This window comes from Bacillus sp. YBsi01 (assembly GCF_038406745.1).
GTDB classification, from domain to species: Bacteria; Bacillota; Bacilli; order Bacillales; family Bacillaceae; genus Bacillus; species Bacillus siamensis.
This window is the reverse complement of the sequence record NZ_CP151679.1, coordinates 1,669,593-1,691,125: the sequence shown is the minus strand read 5'-3', so window position 1 is coordinate 1,691,125 and position 21,533 is coordinate 1,669,593. Positions and strand designations below refer to the sequence as shown.

Annotated in this window: 22 protein-coding genes and 1 other RNA gene; 18 read left to right on the top strand and 5 right to left on the bottom strand. The window is 47.6% G+C overall.

The genetic code is table 11. The features are described 5' to 3' along the window. The 3 genes from aspS (at position 1) to AADZ70_RS08395 (ending at position 2,870) form a co-directional block, all read left to right on the top strand. Entirely contained in the window at positions 1–1,779 is a 1,779-nt protein-coding gene (gene aspS, locus AADZ70_RS08405) for an aspartate--tRNA ligase (RefSeq protein WP_099744690.1), read from the top strand. A 62-nt stretch (positions 1,780–1,841) separates the two neighbouring features. Then, positions 1,842–2,034, top strand: a non-coding RNA gene (gene ssrS, locus AADZ70_RS08400) — 6S RNA. Between the two features lie 71 nt (positions 2,035–2,105). After that, positions 2,106–2,870 carry a tRNA threonylcarbamoyladenosine dehydratase gene (locus AADZ70_RS08395; protein ID WP_016938820.1) on the top strand — a complete coding sequence of 255 codons (765 nt, stop codon included), beginning with the start codon at positions 2,106–2,108 and terminating at the stop codon, positions 2,868–2,870. Between the two features lie 118 nt (positions 2,871–2,988). Here AADZ70_RS08395 and AADZ70_RS08390 read toward each other — a convergent pair whose 3' ends face one another. Then, complete coding sequence (locus AADZ70_RS08390; RefSeq protein WP_016938821.1) at positions 2,989–4,254, bottom strand: replication-associated recombination protein A; 1,266 nt, start codon at positions 4,252–4,254, stop codon at positions 2,989–2,991. A 194-nt stretch (positions 4,255–4,448) separates the two neighbouring features. On the opposite strand from AADZ70_RS08390, the gene cymR reads away from it, so the two are divergent. From cymR to AADZ70_RS08350, 8 genes are all read left to right on the top strand, one after another. Further along, entirely contained in the window at positions 4,449–4,865 is a 417-nt protein-coding gene (gene cymR, locus AADZ70_RS08385) for a cysteine metabolism transcriptional regulator CymR (protein ID WP_003152730.1), read from the top strand. Positions 4,866–4,884: 19 nt separating this feature from the next. Beyond that, positions 4,885–6,024 carry a cysteine desulfurase family protein gene (locus tag AADZ70_RS08380; protein WP_016938822.1) on the top strand — a complete coding sequence of 380 codons (1,140 nt, stop codon included), beginning with the start codon at positions 4,885–4,887 and terminating at the stop codon, positions 6,022–6,024. 36 nt (positions 6,025–6,060) lie between these two features. After that, a complete protein-coding gene (gene mnmA, locus AADZ70_RS08375) occupies positions 6,061–7,176 on the top strand; it encodes a tRNA 2-thiouridine(34) synthase MnmA (RefSeq protein ID WP_016938823.1) in 1,116 nt (371 codons plus the stop codon). A gap of 87 nt (positions 7,177–7,263) precedes the next feature. Further along, on the top strand, positions 7,264–7,884 hold the full coding sequence (locus tag AADZ70_RS08370) for a tetratricopeptide repeat protein (RefSeq protein ID WP_099744802.1): 621 nt from the start codon (positions 7,264–7,266) through the stop codon (positions 7,882–7,884). Between the two features lie 18 nt (positions 7,885–7,902). Further along, a complete protein-coding gene (locus AADZ70_RS08365; RefSeq protein ID WP_049627096.1) occupies positions 7,903–10,281 on the top strand; it encodes an ATP-dependent RecD-like DNA helicase in 2,379 nt (792 codons plus the stop codon). Between the two features lie 118 nt (positions 10,282–10,399). Further along, positions 10,400–10,858 (top strand): hypothetical protein, encoded by a 459-nt coding sequence (locus AADZ70_RS08360; RefSeq protein WP_264818885.1) that lies wholly within the window; start codon positions 10,400–10,402, stop codon positions 10,856–10,858. A gap of 12 nt (positions 10,859–10,870) precedes the next feature. After that, positions 10,871–11,062 (top strand): hypothetical protein, encoded by a 192-nt coding sequence (locus tag AADZ70_RS08355; RefSeq protein WP_003152738.1) that lies wholly within the window; start codon positions 10,871–10,873, stop codon positions 11,060–11,062. 21 nt (positions 11,063–11,083) lie between these two features. Then, positions 11,084–11,215, top strand: a complete 132-nt coding sequence (locus AADZ70_RS08350) for a YrzQ family protein (protein ID WP_003152741.1) — start codon at positions 11,084–11,086, stop codon at positions 11,213–11,215. Between the two features lie 35 nt (positions 11,216–11,250). On the opposite strand, the gene AADZ70_RS08345 is transcribed toward AADZ70_RS08350, so the two are convergent. Genes AADZ70_RS08345 through AADZ70_RS08330 form a run of 4 tightly spaced genes read right to left on the bottom strand, consistent with a single transcriptional unit; the run spans position 11,251 to position 14,209 of the window. Further along, positions 11,251–11,907, bottom strand: coding sequence for an amino acid ABC transporter permease (locus AADZ70_RS08345; protein ID WP_016938827.1), 657 nt, complete (start codon positions 11,905–11,907; stop codon positions 11,251–11,253). Positions 11,908–11,925: 18 nt separating this feature from the next. Beyond that, positions 11,926–12,576, bottom strand: a complete 651-nt coding sequence (locus tag AADZ70_RS08340; protein ID WP_045926793.1) for an amino acid ABC transporter permease — start codon at positions 12,574–12,576, stop codon at positions 11,926–11,928. A gap of 56 nt (positions 12,577–12,632) precedes the next feature. After that, entirely contained in the window at positions 12,633–13,460 is an 828-nt protein-coding gene (locus AADZ70_RS08335) for a transporter substrate-binding domain-containing protein (RefSeq protein WP_095241562.1), read from the bottom strand. Positions 13,461–13,480: 20 nt separating this feature from the next. Continuing rightward, a complete protein-coding gene (locus tag AADZ70_RS08330) occupies positions 13,481–14,209 on the bottom strand; it encodes an amino acid ABC transporter ATP-binding protein (protein WP_342007979.1) in 729 nt (242 codons plus the stop codon). Positions 14,210–14,427: 218 nt separating this feature from the next. Here AADZ70_RS08330 and AADZ70_RS08325 point away from each other — a divergent pair, with 218 nt between their 5' ends. The 7 genes from AADZ70_RS08325 to AADZ70_RS08295 all read left to right on the top strand — a co-directional run bounded on the left by AADZ70_RS08325 (position 14,428) and on the right by AADZ70_RS08295 (position 21,533). Beyond that, entirely contained in the window at positions 14,428–15,489 is a 1,062-nt protein-coding gene (locus tag AADZ70_RS08325; protein ID WP_342007978.1) for an AI-2E family transporter, read from the top strand. A gap of 331 nt (positions 15,490–15,820) precedes the next feature. Beyond that, positions 15,821–18,457 (top strand): alanine--tRNA ligase, encoded by a 2,637-nt coding sequence (alaS, locus tag AADZ70_RS08320; protein ID WP_342007977.1) that lies wholly within the window; start codon positions 15,821–15,823, stop codon positions 18,455–18,457. A gap of 84 nt (positions 18,458–18,541) precedes the next feature. Further along, complete coding sequence (locus tag AADZ70_RS08315; RefSeq protein ID WP_003152749.1) at positions 18,542–18,808, top strand: IreB family regulatory phosphoprotein; 267 nt, start codon at positions 18,542–18,544, stop codon at positions 18,806–18,808. Positions 18,809–18,816: 8 nt separating this feature from the next. Continuing rightward, a complete protein-coding gene (gene ruvX, locus AADZ70_RS08310) occupies positions 18,817–19,233 on the top strand; it encodes a Holliday junction resolvase RuvX (RefSeq protein WP_016938833.1) in 417 nt (138 codons plus the stop codon). 12 nt (positions 19,234–19,245) lie between these two features. Continuing rightward, positions 19,246–19,527: a DUF1292 domain-containing protein gene (locus AADZ70_RS08305; RefSeq protein ID WP_003152751.1), complete on the top strand. Its 282-nt coding sequence runs from the start codon at positions 19,246–19,248 to the stop codon at positions 19,525–19,527. Between the two features lie 110 nt (positions 19,528–19,637). Then, positions 19,638–20,729, top strand: coding sequence for an endolytic transglycosylase MltG (gene mltG, locus AADZ70_RS08300; RefSeq protein ID WP_045926788.1), 1,092 nt, complete (start codon positions 19,638–19,640; stop codon positions 20,727–20,729). Between the two features lie 150 nt (positions 20,730–20,879). Next, the gene (locus tag AADZ70_RS08295) at positions 20,880–21,533 is read left to right on the top strand and encodes an O-methyltransferase (RefSeq protein WP_047475562.1); all 654 of its coding nucleotides are present in this window, start codon (positions 20,880–20,882) and stop codon (positions 21,531–21,533) included.

Here is a 21,533-nt window from a genome sequence, read left to right as displayed (position 1 = left end):
ATGTTTGGAAGAACATATTATTGTGGCGAGATAACTGAAAAAGCGATTGGCGAAACCGTCAAACTGAAAGGATGGGTGCAGAAAAGGCGCGATCTCGGCGGCTTGATTTTCATTGATTTGCGCGACCGTTCGGGTATTGTGCAAGTCGTGTTCAATCCTGACGTCTCGAAAGAAGCACTTGCCGCGGCAGAAGCAATCAGAAACGAATATGTGCTTGATATCGAAGGCACGGTTTCTGCCCGTGAAGAAGGCACGGTGAACCCTAACCTGAAAACCGGTAAAATTGAAATTAAAGCCGAAGCGGTGACGGTACTCAGCACGGCGAAAACGCCGCCGTTTCCGATCAGTGACCAGGCGGCTGACGTTTCTGAAGACGTCCGGTTAAAACACCGCTATTTGGATTTGCGCCGCCCGGCGATGTTTCAAACATTGCAAATGCGCCATCAAGTCACAAAATCCATCCGCCATTTCTTGGATGAAAACGGATTTCTTGATATTGAAACCCCGATTTTAACGAAAAGCTCTCCGGAAGGCGCCCGTGATTACTTGGTGCCGAGCCGGGTGCATGAAGGGGAATTTTACGCTCTTCCGCAATCGCCGCAGATTTTTAAACAGCTTCTGATGGTATCTGGTTTTGAACGGTATTATCAAGTGGCCCGCTGTTTCCGCGATGAAGACCTGCGTGCCGACCGCCAGCCGGAATTTACGCAGATTGATATCGAAATGTCCTTTATGAGTCAAGAAGACATCATGGCTCTGGCGGAAAAGATGATGGCGAAAGTCGTGCTCGAAACAAAAGGCGTCGAAGTATCGCTGCCGCTTCCGCGAATGACATATGAAGAAGCGATGAACAGCTACGGTTCCGACAAGCCTGACACCCGCTTCGGCATGCTGCTGACGGACGTATCAGACATTGTGAAAGATACTGAATTTAAGGTGTTCTCATCAGCTGTAGCCAACGGCGGTGTTGTAAAAGCGATCAATGTTAAAGGCGCTGCCGGCGACTACTCCAGAAAAGATATTGATGCGCTCGGCGTTTTTGCCGGAAATTACGGCGCGAAAGGTCTCGCTTGGGTCAAAGTTGAAGCTGACGGCGTAAAAGGCCCGATTGCGAAATTCTTTGATGATGAGAAGCAGGCAAAACTGGCTGAAGCGCTGGATGCTTCTGAAGGCGATCTGCTCCTGTTCGGCGCTGATAAGTTTGAGGTTGTGGCTCAATCCCTCGGTGCGCTGCGCTTAAAGCTCGGTAAAGAACGCGGCCTGATTGACGAAAGCCTCTTCAACTTCCTGTGGGTTGTGGACTGGCCGTTACTGGAGCATGACGAGGAAGAAGGCCGTTTCTATGCGGCTCACCATCCGTTTACTATGCCTGTCCGTGAAGACCTTGATCTGATTGAAACAGCGCCTGAAGATATGAAAGCGCAGGCTTACGACCTCGTCTTAAACGGTTATGAACTCGGCGGAGGCTCCATCCGGATTTTTGAAAAAGACGTTCAGGAAAAAATGTTCGGGCTTCTCGGCTTTACACAAGAAGAAGCGGAGGCGGAGTTCGGATACCTTCTTGAAGCCTTTGAATACGGCGCTCCTCCGCACGGCGGAATCGCGCTCGGTCTGGACCGTATCGTTATGCTTCTTGCAGGCCGTACAAACTTAAGAGATACGATCGCTTTCCCGAAAACGGCAAGCGCAAGCTGCCTTCTTACGGAAGCGCCCGGCGAAGTGAGCGACGCCCAGCTTGAAGAACTTCACCTTTCTGTCAAAAGAAAAGTGAAACAGTAAAGATCAGCAGTTTGTTTCTTGAAAATCAAAATCTGCTGTGATATGATTTTGACAAGTTAAATAAAGTCCTGATGTGTTAGTTGTACACCTAGTTTTGACCGAACATTTTTTTGCTTTGGGAGCCCGTATTTTTAAATGGCGTACATGCCTCTTTTCATTCGGTAAAGAGGACTTACAAGATTTGAAAAAGGGCACCCACCTGCTGAGAGCGGGTTCAAAACGAAGGAAAGCTGCAACGGCACAATTGGGACTTTATTTTTTGTGCGCTGAAACCAGCGGCTTTTTGACAAGCCGAGTTTATAAAACCAGAATGTGGAGTGAGGTTCTTGTTACATCAGTTTTCCAGAAATGAGCTAGCGATTGGAAAAGAAGGGCTGGACACGTTAAAAAACAGCACGGTGGCCGTTCTCGGCGTCGGCGGAGTCGGTTCATTCGCAGCCGAAGCACTGGCGAGGTCCGGAGTGGGACGGATCGTCCTTGTCGATAAAGATGATGTTGACATTACAAACGTAAACCGCCAGCTGCATGCGCTCTTGTCAACGGTGGGACAGCCGAAAACGGACTTGATGAAAGCGCGGATCGCGGATATTAATCCGGATTGCGATGTCGTCGCCTTAAAAATGTTTTATACAGAAGAGACATATGAGCAGTTCTTTGAGTATCCGCTCGATTACGTCATTGACGCGTCGGATACGATTCATTATAAAATTCATCTGATGAAAGAATGTCTGAAACGGGATGTTCCGCTGATTTCGAGCATGGGAGCGGCGAATAAAACAGACCCGACACGCTTTCAGATTGCTGATATTTCAAAAACCCATACTGATCCGATTGCCAAAGTCGTCCGCACAAGGCTTCGTAAAGAGGGCATTAAAAAAGGCGTACAGGTCATTTTTTCTGATGAAAGCCCGATCGTCATCCGTGAAGACGTCAGAAAAGAAGTCGGAAATGATGAAGCGAAAATCCGCAAAGCGCAAATGCCGCCGTCTTCCAACGCCTGGGTTCCGTCAGTGGCCGGTCTGATTATGGGCGGACATGTCGTGATGGAGCTCTTAAAGGACATCAAGATTAAACGGGTTAAAGATAAATAAAAAGAAAAACAGCCTTCTTTAAGAAAGGCTGTTTTTTATTTGAATCCGCCGCTTGTACGGGACGGTTTGGTATGTATCAAACAAAAAAGACAAGAACACATGGGGTGTCCTTGCTCGGTTATTTTTTCTTCATCAGTTTTTCATATACTTGCTTTATGGCGGCTTCAAATTTCCCCGTTTGTTTCGGTTTATAGTATTGTTTGTTTTTTAACGGATCGGGCAAGTATTGCTGTTCGACCCATCCGTTCTCGAAATCATGAGGATATTGATAGCCGATCCCGCGTCCGAGTTCTTGGGCCCCTTTATAGTGGGCGTCTTTTAAATGTTTCGGTACATCACCGATTTTACCCGCTCTGATATCATTAAGCGCCTCATCAACGGCTGAGATGGCGGAGTTTGATTTTGGCGAGAGGCATAATTCGATGACCGCATTAGCCAGCGGAATTCTCGCTTCCGGAAAGCCGATCCGTTCTGCGGTCTGAATCGCGCTCAGCACCCGGGGGCCTGCCTGCGGGCTTGCGAGGCCGATATCCTCATAGGCGATCACGAGAAGTCTTCTTGATATGCTTTCAAGGTCGCCGGCTTCGATCAGACGGGCCAAATAATGAAGGGCGGCGTTTGCGTCAGAGCCCCGGATTGATTTTTGGAACGCGGATAACACGTCATAATGCGCATCTCCGTCTTTATCATGGGTATAGCTTTTTTTCTGCAGACATTCCTCCGCTGTTTCCCGTGTAATCCGGATCGTGCCGTCGCTTGCTTCCTTTGTGGAAAGCACGGCAAGCTCCAGCGCGTTTAAAGCGGAGCGGACGTCTCCTCCGCACCCTTGCGCGAAATGATCCATCGCGTCGTCGTCCACCGAAACGCTGTAAGAACCGAGTCCGCGGTGTTCATCTGTAAGCGCTCTTTTCAATGCCTGCTTGATCAGATCGGGTGTTAACGGTTCGAGCTCGAATATCTGGGTTCGGCTTCTGATGGCCGGGTTAATGGCATGATAAGGATTGGCAGTCGTCGCGCCGATTAAAATAATCATGCCGTTTTCTAAATAGGGCAGCAGAAAATCCTGTTTCCCCTTATCAAGCCTGTGCACTTCATCAAGGATTAAAATGACCTGGCCTGACATTTTCGCTTCCTGTACGACAATCTCCATGTCTTTTTTATTATGAATGACGGCATTCAATTTCCTGAATGCGATGCTTGTCGATCCTGCGATCGCCGTGGCGATGGACGTTTTTCCGATGCCCGGCGGACCGTACAGGATCATGGAGGATAAGTGCTTTGCACGCACCATTCTGCCGATGATTTTATCTTCTTTGACCAGGTGTTCCTGGCCGATAATGTCTTCGATATTGGCAGGCCGCATCCGATACGCCAGTGGTTTCATGAACATCTCTCCTTACATATACAGGGTAACGGAAAACGGACGATTAGAAAAGCGAATTGCGGCAGGCCCCGTGTTTCAATGAAAATTAGGATAAGTTATGTTATAATAACAGTTGGTCTATAAGATACTAAACAGATTATTCATATCCATTTACTTGTATAAATTAACAATTAGAATTGACTGGGGTGTTCATATTGAAAATATCGACAAAGGGAAGATACGGGCTCACCATTATGATCGAATTGGCGAAAAAGCACGGAGACGGTCCGACGTCGCTCAAAAGCATCGCCCAAACAAACAGCCTTTCTGAGCATTACTTGGAACAGCTTGTATCACCGCTCAGAAACGCCGGACTCGTAAAAAGCATCAGAGGCGCTTACGGGGGTTATGTGCTCGGCGGGCAGCCTGAAGAGATCACGGCCGGAGATATTATCAGAGTGCTGGAAGGACCGATCAGCCCGGTGGAAGTTCTTGAGGATGAAGAGCCTGCCAAGCGGGAGCTATGGATCCGCATCCGCGACGCCGTAAAAGACGTGCTGGACAGCACGACGTTAGAAGACCTTGCGAGCTACACGGACGGCGAGCAGGAAGCTTATATGTTCTATATTTAAACCAGAGGTGTAAAAAACAATGGAACGGATTTATTTAGATCACGCCGCGACTTCCCCGATGGATGAGCGTGTGCTTGAAAAAATGAAGCCGCATTTCTTCGGCAGCTTCGGCAACCCGTCAAGCATCCATTCATTCGGAAGAGAGTCCCGGAAATGGGTCGACGAAGCGAGAGCGGACATCGCCCGTGAAATCAGTGCGAAAGAACAGGAAATCATTTTCACAAGCGGCGGCACGGAGGCTGATAATTTAGCGATTTTCGGAACGGCTGCTGCGCGGAAGAATGAAGGGAAGCATATCATTACGACCGCTGTTGAGCATCATGCCGTACTGCACGCTTGCGAAAAGCTGGAAGAAGACGGTTTTGAGGTGACATACCTCAACCCCGGCCCATCAGGACGGATCAGTGCAAATCAGGTGAAAGAAGCGCTCCGTGATGATACAATCCTTGTTACCGTCATGTATGGCAATAACGAAGTCGGAACCATTCAGCCGATTGACGAAATCGGAGAGCTGTTAAGCGGGCATCAGGCCTATTTTCACACAGATGCCGTCCAGGCATTCGGTTATATGCCGATTGACGTGAAAAAAAGCAGAATTGACATGCTGTCTGTTTCCGGTCACAAGCTTAACGGGCCAAAAGGGACAGGCTTTTTATATGTAAATCAAGAGGTGAAGCTGTCACCGATTCTTTTCGGGGGAGAGCAGGAACGAAAGCGCCGCGCGGGGACGGAAAATGTACCGGGCATCGCCGGCTTAAAAGAAGCGGTCGTTCTTTCAAACCGTGAGCGGGAAGAGAAAACAGCGAAGTTTAAGGAGTTTAAAAACATCATCATGAGCACGCTGGAAAAAGCCGGCGTGACAGCGGAGGTGAACGGAGATGCCGAGAACTGCCTGCCTCATATTTTAAATCTTTACTTTCCCGGTGTGCCGGTGGAAGCGCTGCTGGTCAATCTTGACATGGAGGGCGTTGCTGTCTCCAGCGGATCCGCGTGTACGGCGGGATCCGTTCTTCCGTCCCATGTGCTTACGGCCATGTTCGGAAGTGAAAGCGGCAGACTGACCTCGTCAATCCGTCTCAGCTTCGGCCTCGGCAATACGGCGGAACAAATCGAAACAGCTGCCGAAAAGCTTGCCGACGTCGTTAAACGGCTTGCTTAAAACGGCGGACTTACGTTTTTAATGGAGTGAATGCAAATGGAAAAACGGCCGGAGAATACAAGAGTCGTAGTCGGCATGTCCGGCGGAGTGGACTCTTCTGTGGCGGCCCTTCTGCTGAAGGAGCAGGGCTACGATGTAATCGGAATTTTTATGAAAAACTGGGATGATACGGACGAAAACGGTTTTTGCACGGCGACTGAAGATTATGAAGACGTCATCCGGGTCTGCAACCAAATCGGAATTCCGTATTATGCCGTCAATTTTGAAAAGCAATATTGGGAAAAGGTATTTCAGTATTTCCTTGATGAATATAAAGCCGGAAGAACCCCTAATCCGGATGTCATGTGCAATAAAGAAATTAAGTTTAAGGCTTTCTTGGATCATGCTTTATCACTCGGCGCGGATTACCTTGCGACGGGCCATTACGCCCGCGTGGACAGAAGCGCAGGTACAGTGCGCATGCTTCGCGGTCTGGATGAAAACAAGGACCAGACTTATTTTCTGAATCAGCTCAATCAGGAACAGCTCAGCAAAGTCATGTTCCCGATCGGTGATCTGCAGAAAAGCCGCGTGCGGGAAATCGCCAAAGAAGCGGAACTTGCGACAGCTGCGAAAAAAGACAGCACGGGAATCTGCTTTATCGGCGAACGCAACTTCAAAACGTTTCTCAGCCAATATCTCCCTGCTCAGCCGGGCGATATGATGACAATGGACGGAGAAGTAAAAGGGCGTCATGACGGACTGATGTATTATACGATCGGACAGCGCCACGGTCTTGGAATCGGCGGAAGCGGCGAGCCGTGGTTCGCAGTCGGTAAAGATCTCGAGAAAAACATTCTGTATGTCGATCAGGGATTCCACAATCCGCTTCTGTATTCCGATAAAATCACGGCGACAAATATCAGCTGGACGCGTCCCGGTCTGATGGACGGCGGCGAAATGACATGCACGGCGAAATTCCGCTATCGTCAGGAAGATCACAAAGTAACGGTGAAAATGACGGGTGCCGATGAAGCGGAAATCATTTTCGACGGGCAGGTCCGCGCCGTAACGCCGGGACAAGCCGTTGTTTTTTATGACGGAGAAGAGTGCCTCGGCGGCGGAACGATAGATGACGTTTATAAAGACGGAACAAAATTGTGGTACGTATAACACATGTAAAAAACCTCAACTCGCATGTTGGGGTTTTTTAGCGAAAGGAAGTTAAAAATGGATTATAATAAAATCGGAATTGATGCCATGCAGGAGGGCGATTTTGAAAAAGCGGCAGAGGCTTTTACGAAAGCGATTGAGGAAAACGGCCAAGATCCGGTGCCGTACATCAACTTCGCAAATCTGCTTTCTTCAGTGAACGAACTTGAACGCGCGCTTGCATTTTACAACAGAGCGCTTGAATTGGACAATTCAGCGGCAGCCGCTTATTACGGAGCGGGAAATGTATACGTGATGAAGGAATCGTTTTCCGAGGCGAAGGATATGTTTGAAAAAGCGCTTCGCTCCGGAATGGAAAACGGAGACTTGTTTTATATGCTCGGCACCGTTCTCGTCAAATTAGAGCAGCCGAAGCTTGCGCTGCCGTATTTGCAGCGGGCCGTTGAATTAAACGAAAATGACACGGAAGCGCGCTTCCAGTTCGGAATGTGTCTCGCAAACGAAGAAATGCTGGATCAAGCATTGGCGCAGTTTGAGACGGTGATTGAACAGGACCCAAGCCATGCAGACGCATTTTATAATGCCGGGGTCGCTTACGCTTACAAAGAAAATCGTGAAAAGGCGCTTGAGATGCTTGAAGGCGCAATCGGCATACAGCCTGATCATATGCTCGCACTTCATGCGAAACAGCTTATCACTCAATCATAACAAAAGGAGGGAAGGCTCGTGGATCAGCTGAACATCGAGGAACAGCCGTATGTAAAAGGCGTCATTCATACGGTCATTTACCACAATGACACCAACCTGTATACAGTGCTGAAAGTCAAGGTTGCAGAAACGTCTGAGGCGATCGAAGACAAGGTCGTATCCGTAACGGGCTACTTCCCTCTGCTGCAAGAAGATGAGACTTACACATTTTACGGAAAAACCGCCACACACCCCAAGTTCGGCCTGCAATTTCAGGCTGAACACTTTAAAAAAGAAATTCCGACCACAAAAGAAGGGATCATTCACTATTTATCAAGTGATCTGTTTGAAGGAATCGGGAAAAAAACGGCGGAAGAAATCGTCAAAAAGCTTGGAGACGGCGCGCTCAATAAAATTCTGGCTGATGCATCGGTGCTTTATGATGTGCCGAAAATGTCGAAAAAGAAAGCGGACAAACTGGCGGGAGAGCTGCAGCGGCATCAGGGGCTTGAACAGATTATGATTTCTCTGAACCAATACGGTTTCGGACCTCAGCTTTCCATGAAAATTTATCAGGCTTACGAAACGGAAACCTTGGAGAAAATTCAGGAAAATCCTTATCAGCTTGTAAAAGACGTGGAAGGCATCGGTTTTGTGAAAGCCGACGAGCTGGGCGGGAAAATGGGGCTGTCAGGAAACCACCCGGAGCGGGTCAAAGCGGCTATCTTATATACGATCGAATCAACCTGTCTTTCAGAAGGCCATACGTACATAGAGACAAAGCAGCTGATTATCAATACGCAAACGCTTCTGAATCAGTCAGCTGAAGGCGGCCGCGTCACGGAAATGGATGCGGCTGACGGCATCATCGCCCTCGGGGAGAGTAAGGACATCGTCATAGAAGGAGAACGCTGCTATTTTCCGTCCTTGTTTTACGCGGAACAAAACGTCGCAAAACGCGTGCTCGACATTGCGGCCCAGACGGAGTATGCCGATCAGTTTCCTGAATCGGAATTTCTTCTTGCGCTCGGTGAACTGGAAGAACGGATGAACGTTCAATACGCTCCGAGTCAAAAGGATGCGATTCAAAAAGCGCTGTCCTCGCCGATGCTTTTACTGACCGGGGGACCGGGCACGGGAAAAACGACCGTTATCAAAGGCATCGTGGAATTGTACAGTGAACTGCACGGAGTATCGCTTGACCCTGGTGATTATAAAAAAGATGAAGCATTTCCGGTGCTGCTTGCCGCGCCGACCGGAAGAGCCGCAAAGCGAATGAGCGAATCAACGGGTCTGCCGGCTGTTACGATTCACAGGCTGCTCGGCTGGAATGGCGCTGAAGGCTTTACCTACAATGAAGATCAGCCGATTGAAGGGAAACTGATTATTATAGACGAAGCGAGTATGCTCGATATTTGGCTCGCCAGCCATTTGTTTAAGGCGCTCCCTAAGCACATTCAGCTTATCGTCGTCGGTGATGAAGACCAGCTTCCTTCCGTAGGTCCCGGGCAGGTGCTGAGAGACCTTTTGGCTTCTGAGGTGCTGCCGACCGTGCGTCTGACAGATATTTACCGTCAGGCTGAAGGGTCATCCATCGTTGAACTTGCGCATGATATGAAAAAGGGACTGCTTCCCAAAGGGCTGACCGCGCCGACAAAGGACCGCTCGTTTATCCGCTGTAATTCTTCACAAATTAAAGAAGTCGTGGATCAAGTCGTCTCGAATGCGCTAAAAAAGGGATATACTTCCAAAGACATTCAAGTGCTCGCGCCGATGTACAGGGGAAAAGCGGGAATTAACGAACTGAACGTGCTTCTTCAAGACATTATGAATCCGCCGAAAGAAAAAAGGCGGGAGCTGAAATTCGGAGATGTCGTCTACAGGACGGGCGATAAAATATTACAGCTTGTCAACCAGCCGGAAAACAATGTGTTTAACGGAGATATCGGCGAAATCGTGTCTATCTTTTATGCCAAAGAAAATACGGAAAAAGAAGACATGGTCGTCGTCTCGTTTGACGGGAACGAAATCACCTTTACGAAAAAGGATTTCAGCCAGTTTACCCATGCTTACTGCTGTTCTATTCATAAGTCGCAGGGCAGCGAATTTCCGATTGTCGTCCTGCCTGTCGTTAAAGGCTATTATCGAATGCTCAGGAGAAATCTCCTTTATACCGCGATTACAAGAGCCAAAAAATTTCTGATTCTTTGCGGAGAAGAAGAAGCGCTTGAATGGGGCGTCAAAAACAATGATGCCACCGTCAGACAGACGTCACTTAAAAACAGGCTCACAGAGCAGACTGAAGAGATGGATGCAGAACTGGCCGCCCTGCAAAAAGAGCTGCCGTTCAGTGTATACGATGCAAATATCGGAATGGAAGGCATCACGCCTTTTGACTTTATGGAAGAAAAAGCGTAAATAAAACCCGGCGTATGTTCATGCGCCGGGTTTTCGCCTGTGGAAGTCATTTCAAAGTATGGCGCCCGGTTTCTTGGCAAAACCTATACGTGTTCAACAAAAGGTGGTTGATCACACTTTGAGAACATGCCATGCAGCTGAAGGACGAATCGTATATGACGAACACACCCGGCGCAGTCTGGGGATGATATCGGATGTGTGTTTCTCTCTTGACGGCCGGTTTCTCGGTTTCGTGCTTGAGCAGAAACGCCTGTTTCACAACCGCCATCTTTTTTTAGCAGCCAGTGATATAAAAGAGATGGAACAAGAAGCCGTAGCTGCCGCCGGAACTCACTTGCAGCCTTTGCCGAAGAGCTGTTTCACCTTTGAACAGATTAAGATGCAGCCGGTGAAATCGCCTGATGGTGAAATGTTCGGTTTGCTGGAAGATGTATACTTTTGTTTGGACAAGGGCATAATCGTAGCATATGAACTCTCGGACGGCTTCTTTTCAGATCTGGCAGGCAGACGCCAAGTGCGGCGCGCTGCCGATACGCTTATTGAAGCGGGGAAAGACGGCATCGTCCTGAACGGATAAGAGGTGTAGTCTGTGCTTGTATGTCCGAACTGCAAAAGTAAAGATATCGGCAAAATCGGCGTAAACCAATACTATTGCTGGGGCTGCTTCATAGAGCTGACGGTGGCCAAAGGCAAAATTGCGACACATCAAGTAGAGGAAGACGGCACGTTAAGCAGTCTTGATGATTTGTTTTCTGAAGACGAACGCAGTATCAATTTTTAATGTTGAAAGGAGATACGCGCGATGGGCAGAACAATGACCTCTCTATTGGCTTTAGGAGCTGGAGCCGTTATGTATCGTATGGCTTCTCAGTCCGATATGCTGAATAAAAAAGGTATGAAACGGATGAGAAGACGAGTTATGAAAATGTTCTAAGCAGAAAAAAGGATACTTCTTCGGAAGTATCCTTTTTACGTTTGTCTCGCTTCCAGCCGCCGGGCTAGAAGAGATAAGCTGTAATTGACCGCAAAATACATCAGGGCCGCCAGCAGAAAAACCGGAAAAAAATAACCCCCGTCAGCGCTTTGTCCGTTTAAAATCTGCGCATTATGAATCAGCTCGGGCAGAGCGATGACCACCGCAAGTGACGTATCCTTTAATAAAGAAATAAATTGGCTCACAATCGGAGGGACCATACGCCTGAGCGCCTGCGGCATGACAACGAGAAAAAGAGTCTGCGTGTAGGTCAGTCCTGAAGAACGCGCCGCTTCAATCTGGCCTTTCTCAACGGATTGCAAACCGCTTCTGATGATTTCTGACAGCATGGCTGATTCAAAAATCGTCAGCGCTGTGATGGCGGCTGCGGTAATTTCCAGTTTGATGCCGATTTCCGGAAGGGCAAAAAACGTAAAGAAAATGATTAATAACAGCGGCAGGTTGCGGATGGTTTCGACAATGGCGGCTATTATGCCAGAGACGGCAGGGATTTTCGCATAGCGCAAAGTGCCGGCGGCAAGCCCGAAAATAAAACTCAGGACAATGGAAATAAGCGCAACATAAAGCGTGATCAAAAAGCCGTTCCATAAAAACAGCAGATGGTCAGGTGTATAGGCGCCGCTAAAATCCATGTTGTTCACTCTCCTTCTTTAATAACTTTTTCCGAGGCGTCTTTCCAAATAGTGAACCCCGATGCTGAGCGGTATCGTTAAAATCAAATAAAAAAGCGCCACAAAGATATAAACATCAAACACGACGAGAGTGCTTGAAGAAACGAGATCGGCCTGATACATCAAATCCAGTCCCGCCACCACGCCGAGAATTGATGAGTTTTTGACAAGGTTGAGAAATTGGTTTCCCAGCGGGGGAATCACGATTTTAACAGCCTGAGGGAGAATCACGTATCTCATTGCCTGACTGTAGGTGAAGCCTGACGATCTGGCCGCTTCCATCTGTCCCTTGGAGACAGTCTGAATTCCGGCTCTGATGGCTTCTGCGATAAAGGCGGACGTGTAAATCGTAAGCGCGATCGTTCCCGCCTGAAAGCCGTCCAGTCTCAATCCGGCGTTCGGAAGTCCGAAATAAAAAACGAATGTGATGAGGAGAAGCGGGATGTTCCGGATAAATTCCACATACGCAGTGCCGATCCATTGGAGCGGTTTGAACGTCGTGATTCTCATGACTGCGATCAGAACGCCAAGAGCGAAGCTGCCGGCCAGCGCGATGAAGCTCGCAAGCAGTGTGTGCAGAAAACCGTCCAGGTACATATCGAAGTTTTCCGTTAAGATTGTAAAGTTCATGTTTTTCACTCCTTATAAAACGGGGATGAGCATGTCTGCTCATCCCGCGGTCGATTCTATTTTGCCGGTTCTTCTTTAATCCATTTTTTATAGATTTTTCCGTACCTGCCGTCGGCTTTCATTTTTTTCAAAGAGGCGTTGATTTCTTTGACGAGCCCGGATTGGCCTTTTTTAACGGCGATTCCGTAAGGTTCATCGGTGAATGTGCCGCCTGTCAGCTGATATTGTTTATTTTCATCCGCCATGCCGTATAAAATCGCATTATCCGTTGTGAGCGCATCTCCCTGTCCCGCTTTAAGCGCAGTGAACGCTTCGGCGTAATTTTCAAATTCCAGCACTGAGGCGTCAGGCGCTTTTTCCCTGATGTTCTGTGAGGAAGTGGAGCCTTTTACCGCCAATACTTTTGAGCCTTTTCCAAGGTCTTCGGTGCTTTTGATGCGGCTTCCTTTTTTGACGAGCAGGGACTGCCCGGCTTCAAAATAAACGTCTGAGAAATCAACTTCTTTTTTCCGCTCATCCGTTATCGTCATCGTGGCCGTGATGGCGTCGATATCGCCGTTTTGCAGCATCGGAATTCTCGTTTTTGACGTCACTTCTTTAAACTCCGCTTTTTTCTCATCTCCCAGAATATCTTTTGCAATCTGTTTGGCGATATCAATATCAAACCCTTCGATATCCCCGGAGCTTGGGTTTTTCAGTCCGAATAATCTCGTATCGGTTTTAACGCCGAAGATGATTTTGTCTCTGTCTTTAATAGAAGCTAACGTGTCTTTTCCCGTGCCCTTTGAATCCCCGGACGTTTCTTTCCCTCCGCAGGCGGCCAGCATCAAGACGGCCAGCAGTGAGATCAATCCGAAAGATAACCATTTTGTTACGCGTGACATAAGCGTTCCCCCGTTTCTTTTCAGTGATTTAAAATACGGCTTAAGAATAAACGCGCCCTCTCTTCACGCGGGCTTTCGTAAAACTTAGCCGGTGCAGCTTCCTCTAAGATGGAACCGCTGTCGATAAACACGATGCGGTCAGCCACTTCTTTGGCGAATCCCATTTCATGTGTGACGACTACCATGGTCATTCCTTCCTTTGCGAGTGTTTTCATGACATCCAGCACTTCTCCGATCATTTCCGGATCAAGCGCGGATGTCGGTTCATCAAACAGCATCACCTCGGGCTTCATCGCAAGCCCTCTGGCGATGGCGACGCGCTGCTGCTGGCCGCCTGAAAGCTGTGAAGGGTAAGCGTCCGCTTTGTCGGGTATGCCGACTTTTTTGAGGTAATATAAGGCCGTTTCTTTTGCTTCTTCTTTTGATTGCTTGAGCACTTTGATCGGCGCGAGCATAATGTTTTGCAGAACGGTTTTATGCGGATACAGATGAAAATGCTGAAACACCATGCCGATATTGCGGCGGACTTTATTCATATCCGTTTTTTTGTCATGGATGGAGGCGCCGTTTACCGTTAAAACGCCTCCATCAACTGTTTCCAGCTGATTAATGCAGCGGAGAAGCGTGCTTTTTCCCGATCCTGATGGTCCGATGACAACGAGAACTTCCCCTTTTTTAATGTGCAGATTAATGTTCTTCAGCACGTGGAACTGTCCGTAGTGCTTATTTACATCCTGAAATGAGATCATGGTCATCCTCCTTAGAAAAACATGCGTCATATTGACTAACAGTTATGGAAATTTCTTTAACGTTACGATGATTATACAAATTTCCGGAAAATATATTCAAACTTTTTTGTAATTTCAGATAATTAATTCCGCCATGAGGTCTGCGACATAAGGCTGACTTTAGGAAACGGGAATAATTCCGGCTTTCTGTCAAAAGATAAAGCAAGAGGTGAAACATCATGCTTCAAAAACCGCTGCAGCTCTTAATGTGGACGGCTGTATGTCTGCTCGTTTTGTTAACAGTGTATGTCTTTTGTATGCTCGATATGTTATGGTCACCCATATGGCTTGTTATAAAATCTCTCTTTATTCCTATATTCATTGCAGTATTTATTGCTTATCTTTTGCTTCCGATTACTGAATGGCTTCATAAGAAAGGAATGCCTAGAACTTTAAGCCTGCTTCTGATTTATTGCCTGTTTTTCGGCGGAATCGGCTGGGGGGCTTATAAAGGGGTTCCTGTTTTAATTGAACAGCTGCAGGATCTGTCTGAGAGCATTCCCGGTCTTGCCGAAAACTACAACAGCTTGCTGAGACATCTGCATAATCATACAGATCATTGGCCTGACGGCATGCACCATCGGATGGATAAAATGATTCAGCAGACAGAAACGTTTCTTGCCGGCACGATTGAGAGCACGATCAGAAGCATCCGTTTCGTGCTTGATTATATCCTGATTGCGGCGACGATTCCTTTTCTCGTTTTCTATATGGTGAAGGATATAGACGTCATGAAAAAGACGGTCTGGTATTTGACACCGAAGTCTTGGAGGAAAAGGGGGAGTGAATTTCTGCGGGATGTGGACGACTCTCTCGGTGATTATATCCGCGGGCAGCTTCTCGTTTGTTTTTTGCTCGGGTTAATAGCCGGCGTTTCATTTTGGCTGTTCGGGATTCCTTACCCGCTGATTTTGGGCCTTGCCATCGGGATTACGAATGTCATCCCGTATTTCGGTCCGTTTATCGGCGCTGTGCCGGCGCTGCTCCTTTCGCTGGCGATTTCTTCCAAGGTTGTGATCATCGTAATCGTCACGATTTTTATTCTTCAATTTATAGAAGGAAACATTTTGAGCCCGCTTATTGTCGGGCGCAGTCTCAGAATGCATCCCGTCGTGATTATGCTTGCACTTCTTGCCGGAGGAGAGCTTGCGGGCATTCCCGGCATGATTCTCGCTGTTCCTGCAGCAGCTGTATTAAAAGTGACGGCCATTCACTTTTTGCGGATCAGGACGGAACATTGACATTCGGGTTCTGCTTGTCTATAATTTCGAGTAGAATACATACGAATCTCGAGTGACGGATATGAGTACGCCGAAGCCCTGTTTAAGAGAGAAGCTCCGATACGCTGAAAGGAGCTTCAGCTGAAGATCGGCCGAAGCTAATCCTGAGTGCAGTTAAAGGCTGCCGCAGTCCTGCGTTACGGGATGAAAGGTGACGGGCCTTTTTCGGCCTGTAATCAGGGTGGTACCGCGAGACAGCTCTCGTCCCTGTGTGAACGCATGGTTTGCATAGGGAGAGGGCTTTTTTGCTGTCGCGAAAGAGAATTTCGGGTAGTGATAAGGAGGAATATAGATGAAACACTTAACTTCTGCTGAAGTGCGTCAAATGTTTTTAGATTTTTTTAAAGAAAAAGGCCATGCCGTTGAACCGAGCGCCTCATTGGTTCCGCATGAAGATCCGTCTTTATTGTGGATCAACAGCGGCGTTGCGACGCTGAAAAAATACTTTGACGGCCGCGTTGTGCCGGAGAATCCGAGAATTGTGAACGCGCAAAAATCAATCCGTACAAATGATATTGAAAATGTGGGAAAAACGGCGCGCCACCATACGTTCTTTGAGATGCTCGGAAACTTTTCCATCGGCGATTATTTTAAAGAAGAAGCCATCACGTGGGCATGGGAATTTTTAACGAGCGAAAAGTGGATCGGCTTTGATCCGGAGCTGCTGTCTGTAACGGTTCATCCTGAGGATGAAGAAGCTTATACGCTATGGGCGGAAAAAATCGGCGTTTCGGAAGAAAGAATCATCCGTCTGGAAGGGAACTTCTGGGACATCGGCGAAGGCCCGAGCGGACCGAATACGGAAATTTTCTATGACCGCGGCGAGAAATACGGCAATGACCCGTCAGATTCTGAATTGTATCCGGGCGGCGAAAATGATCGTTATCTTGAAGTGTGGAACCTGGTATTTTCAGAGTTCAACCACAATCCGGACGGCACGTACACACCGCTTCCGAAGAAAAACATTGATACGGGCATGGGGCTTGAACGGATGGTCTCCGTTATTCAAGACGTTCCGACAAACTTTGACACTGATTTGTTTATGCCGATTATTGAAGCGGCAGAGCGTATTTCCGGAGATGCTTACGGAAAGGATGCAGTGAAGGACACAGCCTTTAAAGTAATTGCCGATCATATCAGAACGGTCGCATTTGCGGTAAGCGACGGAGCTCTGCCGTCAAACGAAGGGCGCGGGTATGTTCTGAGACGCCTCCTTCGCCGGGCTGTACGATACGCGAAAACAATCGGTATCAGCCGTCCGTTTATGTACGAACTGGTACCGACTGTTGCAGGAATTATGGACGCTTTCTATCCGGAGGTGAAAGAAAAGCAAGAGTTTATCGCCAAAGTCATCAAAACGGAGGAAGAGCGTTTCCATGAAACATTGAACGAAGGCCTTGCCATTTTATCTGACGTGATAAAGAAAGAAAAGGAAAAAGGCAGCGGCATCATCTCCGGAAAAGACGTATTCAAACTGTACGATACGTACGGATTCCCGGTTGAATTGACAGAGGAATACGCGGAAGATGAGCAAATGAAGGTTGATCATAAAGGCTTTGAAGCCGAAATGGAAAAACAGCGTGAACGGGCGAGAAATGCGCGTCAAGATGTAGGAAGCATGCAGGTGCAGGGCGGCGCATTGCGCGACATTACTGCAGAAAGCACGTTTGTCGGCTACAGTTCCGTAAAAACTGAAGCGAAGGTGATTGAGCTTCTTCATGACGGTCAATTAATCAGCGAGGCGCATGAAGGGGATACCGTTCAGATTCTTCTTGATGAAACGCCTTTCTATGCTGAAAGCGGCGGACAGATCGGTGACAGAGGAGTGCTGAGAAGCGCACAGGCTCTCGTAACCATTAAAGACGTGAAAAAAGCTCCGAACGGCCAGCATGTACACGAAGGCACAGTGGATAGCGGCACGCTTCAAAAAGGCGCAAGCGTCACGGCTGAAGTGGAGGACCAAATGAGAAGCGGCGTGGTGAAAAACCATACGGCAACCCACCTTCTGCATCAGGCGCTGAAAGACGTACTCGGCACACATGTCAACCAAGCCGGCTCACTCGTTACCGAAAACCGTCTGCGTTTTGACTTCTCTCACTTCGGTCAAGTAACGAAAGAAGAACTTGAACGCATTGAAGGAATCGTCAACGAAAAAATCTGGGAGAGCATTCCGGTAGCGATTGATCTGAAACCGATCAATGAAGCAAAAGAAATGGGCGCAATGGCCCTGTTCGGCGAGAAATATGGCGATATTGTACGCGTCGTACAAGTCGGCGATTACAGCCTGGAGCTTTGCGGCGGATGCCATGTCACGAATACGGCTGAAATCGGCCTGTTTAAAATCGTATCCGAATCAGGGATCGGCGCAGGTACGCGAAGAATTGAAGCCGTGACAGGAAAAGGCGCTTATCAGGAAATGAACAGCCAGCTCAGCCTCCTGCAGCACGCTGCGGACGAGCTGAAATCAAACGTAAAAGACGTGCCGAAGCGAATCCAGTCTCTTCAAGCGGAACTGAAAGAAGCGCAAAGAGAAAATGAATCATTGCTCAGCAAACTCGGCAATGTGGAAGCCGGAGCCATTTTGTCTAAAGTAAAAGACATCGGCGGCGTAAAAGTGCTGGCTGAAAAAGTAAACGCGAAAGACATGAACCACCTTCGCACAATGGTGGATGACCTGAAGGCGAAGCTCGGTTCTGCGGTCATCATTCTCGGCGCCGTGCAAAATGACAAAGTCAACCTGTCAGCGGGCGTAACAAAAGATCTGATCGAAAAAGGCCTTCACGCCGGCAAAATGGTCAAACAAGCGGCAGAAGTCTGCGGAGGCGGAGGCGGAGGCCGTCCGGACATGGCGCAGGCCGGCGGAAAGCAGCCTGAGAAATTGGAAGAGGCGCTCGCATCTGCGGAAGATTGGATAAAATCCGTTTTATAATCCTTTCAACTAGTGTAGAATGATGATAAGATGAGGACCTCAGGCTGAACTTTGCCTGCGAATTTGGGAAAGAGGTGCAAAACGGTGAGCTCGTTTGATAAAACGATGAAATTTAATTTCTCCGATGATTCTGCTGAAACAAACGTCGAAGAAGTGCTGATTACAGTATATGATGCGCTTCAGGAAAAGGGGTACAATCCTATCAACCAGATTGTCGGATACTTGCTGTCTGGAGACCCTGCATACATTCCTAGGCATCGCGACGCCCGGAACTTAATTCGCAAACTGGAACGTGACGAATTAATTGAGGAATTGGTAAAATCCTATCTAGAACAGCATAAAGAGGCGTAAATACACTCATGAGAATATTGGGACTTGATCTGGGAACGAAAACACTCGGCGTCGCTTTAAGCGATGAGATGGGCTGGACCGCTCAGGGCATTGAGACGATAAAAATAAACGAAGCTGAAGGAGATTACGGTCTGGACCGTTTATCCGAGCTGATGAAAGACTATAATGTAGAGAAGGTCGTACTCGGTTTTCCGAAAAACATGAACGGGACGATCGGTCCGAGAGGCGAAGCCAGCCAAACATTTGCGAAACTGCTTGAAACAGCGTACAATGTCCCTGTTGTGCTGTGGGACGAGCGTCTGACGACGATGGCGGCTGAAAAAATGCTGATCGCGGCTGACGTCAGCAGGCAAAAACGAAAAAAAGTCATTGATAAAATGGCGGCTGTCATGATCCTTCAAGGATATCTGGACAGTTTAAACTAAGAGGTGAAAGAAATGGAACACGGCGAAAAACACATTACAATTGTCGATGATCAAGGTAACGAACAGCTTTGCGAAGTGCTGTTTACATTTGAAAACGACACATTCAACAAATCTTACGTTCTTTATTATCCGATTGATGCTCAAGACGATGATGAAATCGAAATTCACGCTTCAAGCTTCGAGCCGAACGAAAACGGCGAAGACGGCGAACTGATGCCGATTGAAACGGATGAAGAGTGGGAAATGATCGAAGAAACGCTGAATACGTTTTTAGCGGAAGAAGACGAAGAATAAAATGAACAGAAAAAGCCGGAGCGCATATGCCGCTTCGGCTTTTTCTGTAATAAATTGCCGAATGCCCGCGAATCATGTAGTATAAGAGCTGTTGGGAGGAAAATACTTGTATGAACATCAATCAGACTAAAAATTCATTTCTGCGCAAAAACAAAAAAACGACGATAATACTGTCCTCCGTGATCGCTCTGATCATCATCATTTGCGGTGCTTTTTTCTATGGAAAATCTCTGCTGTCCCCGGTTGACAAAGGCAGCAAAACGACAGTCAATATTAATATTCCGAGCGGTTCTTCGGTTTCGGCAATCGCCGGAATTCTTGAGGATCAGCATGTCATCAAAAGCAAAAAAGCATTCCAGCTGTATGTGAAGTATAAAGGCGCTTCCGGATTTCAGGCGGGATTTTACCATCTGAATAAAGGAATGGACGCGGATGCGATTATCAAAAAACTGACCGCGGGATCTACGGGGTATGCCTTTCAGATCACCGTTCCCGAAGGAAAACAGCTGACACAGATTGCCGACGCGATCGCAAAAGAAACATCATATTCTAAAGAAGAGATCATGGCAAAACTGGACGACAAAACATTTATCGACAAACTGAAAAAACAGTTTCCTGATACAATAACAGACGCTCTTTCAAACAAGAAGCTTAAGCATCCGCTCGAAGGCTATTTATACCCGGCCACATATCCGTTTAATGATCCGGATGCATCGCTTGATAAGATTTTGACGGCAATGATTCAGGAAACAAACACCCGTATCGAAACATATAAATCTGAACTGGAAAAAAAGAAACTTTCTGTCCATAACGCGCTGACGATGGCATCGCTTATCGAAGAGGAAGCCACCGCCAAAGCCGACCGTCACAAAATCGCAAGCGTCTTTTACAACAGACTTGCAGAAAAAATGCCGCTGCAGACTGACCCGACGGTATTATATGCAGCCGGCAGGCATAAGAGCCGGGTCTTCTACAAAGACCTGAAAATTGATTCTCCGTTTAACACGTATAAACATAAGGGGCTGCCGCCGGGACCGATTGCAAACGCCGGGGATTCATCGTGGGAAGCGGCTCTTAACCCTGACAAAACGGATTATCTCTATTTCCTGGCAAAATCTAATGGTGAGGTCGTATTCACGAAAACATTAAAAGATCATAATAAAGCGAAGGAAAAGTATATTTCCAAAAAAGACAGTGAATAAAGGAGGGCAAAAGCTCTCCTTTTATTCCATTCTGAAAGGTTTTATGATAAAATATATCGGGTTGTTTACTTATGGATAAAGAAGTGTCTTAAGAGAGTGTCCCCGCGGATTCGTCAGGGGCACTCCTTTTTAGAACGGAGGCTGTTTGCCGTGAATGATCGGTATGAACAAATAAACGAGTATATAAACGCGATGCTGAAGCCTCGGCCTGATAAAGTGAAAAATCTTGAAGCCTATGCAAAAGAGCACCATGTTCCGATTATGGAAGAAGCGGGCATTGAAGTGCTGCTTCAAATGCTGTCGATTCAACAGGCGAAAAACATCTTGGAAATCGGCACGGCAATCGGATATTCGGCTATACGGATGGCGCTTGAACTTCCGGATGCGAATATTTACACGATTGAACGGGACGACAAACGCTATGAAGAAGCTGTGAACAATATAAAAGACTTTGAAATGGAAAATCGGATTCACGTACTGTACGGGGATGCGCTTGAACTTTCTGAGTCTGTCCGTGTCACGGCTCCTTATGATGCCATTTTTATCGACGCGGCAAAAGGCCAGTACACGAACTTTTTTGAGCTCTATGAACCGATGCTTGCGCCGGATGGGGTCATTTTCACAGACAATGTTCTGTTTAAAGGGCTGGTGGCGCAAGATCACTCGGAAATTGAGCCGAAAAGAAGACGGAAGCTTGTTGAAAAAATTGATCAATATAACCAATGGCTGATGAACCGGCCTGACTATCAAACGGTCATACTGCCGGTCGGAGACGGCATCGCCATCAGTAAAAAGAAGAGGTGA

Coding starts and splice junctions, on each gene's coding strand:
- aspS (WP_099744690.1), top strand. CDS start 1: ATGTTTGGAAGAACATATTATTGTGGCGAGATAACTGAAAAAGCGATT.
- AADZ70_RS08390 (WP_016938821.1), bottom strand. CDS start 4,254: ATGAAACCACTGGCGTATCGGATGCGGCCTGCCAATATCGAAGACATT.
- AADZ70_RS08380 (WP_016938822.1), top strand. CDS start 4,885: ATGGAACGGATTTATTTAGATCACGCCGCGACTTCCCCGATGGATGAG.
- mnmA (WP_016938823.1), top strand. CDS start 6,061: ATGGAAAAACGGCCGGAGAATACAAGAGTCGTAGTCGGCATGTCCGGC.
- AADZ70_RS08370 (WP_099744802.1), top strand. CDS start 7,264: ATGCAGGAGGGCGATTTTGAAAAAGCGGCAGAGGCTTTTACGAAAGCG.
- AADZ70_RS08350 (WP_003152741.1), top strand. CDS start 11,084: ATGGGCAGAACAATGACCTCTCTATTGGCTTTAGGAGCTGGAGCCGTT.
- AADZ70_RS08345 (WP_016938827.1), bottom strand. CDS start 11,907: ATGGATTTTAGCGGCGCCTATACACCTGACCATCTGCTGTTTTTATGG.
- AADZ70_RS08340 (WP_045926793.1), bottom strand. CDS start 12,576: ATGAACTTTACAATCTTAACGGAAAACTTCGATATGTACCTGGACGGT.
- AADZ70_RS08335 (WP_095241562.1), bottom strand. CDS start 13,460: ATGTCACGCGTAACAAAATGGTTATCTTTCGGATTGATCTCACTGCTG.
- AADZ70_RS08330 (WP_342007979.1), bottom strand. CDS start 14,209: ATGATCTCATTTCAGGATGTAAATAAGCACTACGGACAGTTCCACGTG.
- AADZ70_RS08325 (WP_342007978.1), top strand. CDS start 14,428: ATGCTTCAAAAACCGCTGCAGCTCTTAATGTGGACGGCTGTATGTCTG.
- alaS (WP_342007977.1), top strand. CDS start 15,821: ATGAAACACTTAACTTCTGCTGAAGTGCGTCAAATGTTTTTAGATTTT.
- ruvX (WP_016938833.1), top strand. CDS start 18,817: ATGAGAATATTGGGACTTGATCTGGGAACGAAAACACTCGGCGTCGCT.
- AADZ70_RS08305 (WP_003152751.1), top strand. CDS start 19,246: ATGGAACACGGCGAAAAACACATTACAATTGTCGATGATCAAGGTAAC.
- mltG (WP_045926788.1), top strand. CDS start 19,638: ATGAACATCAATCAGACTAAAAATTCATTTCTGCGCAAAAACAAAAAA.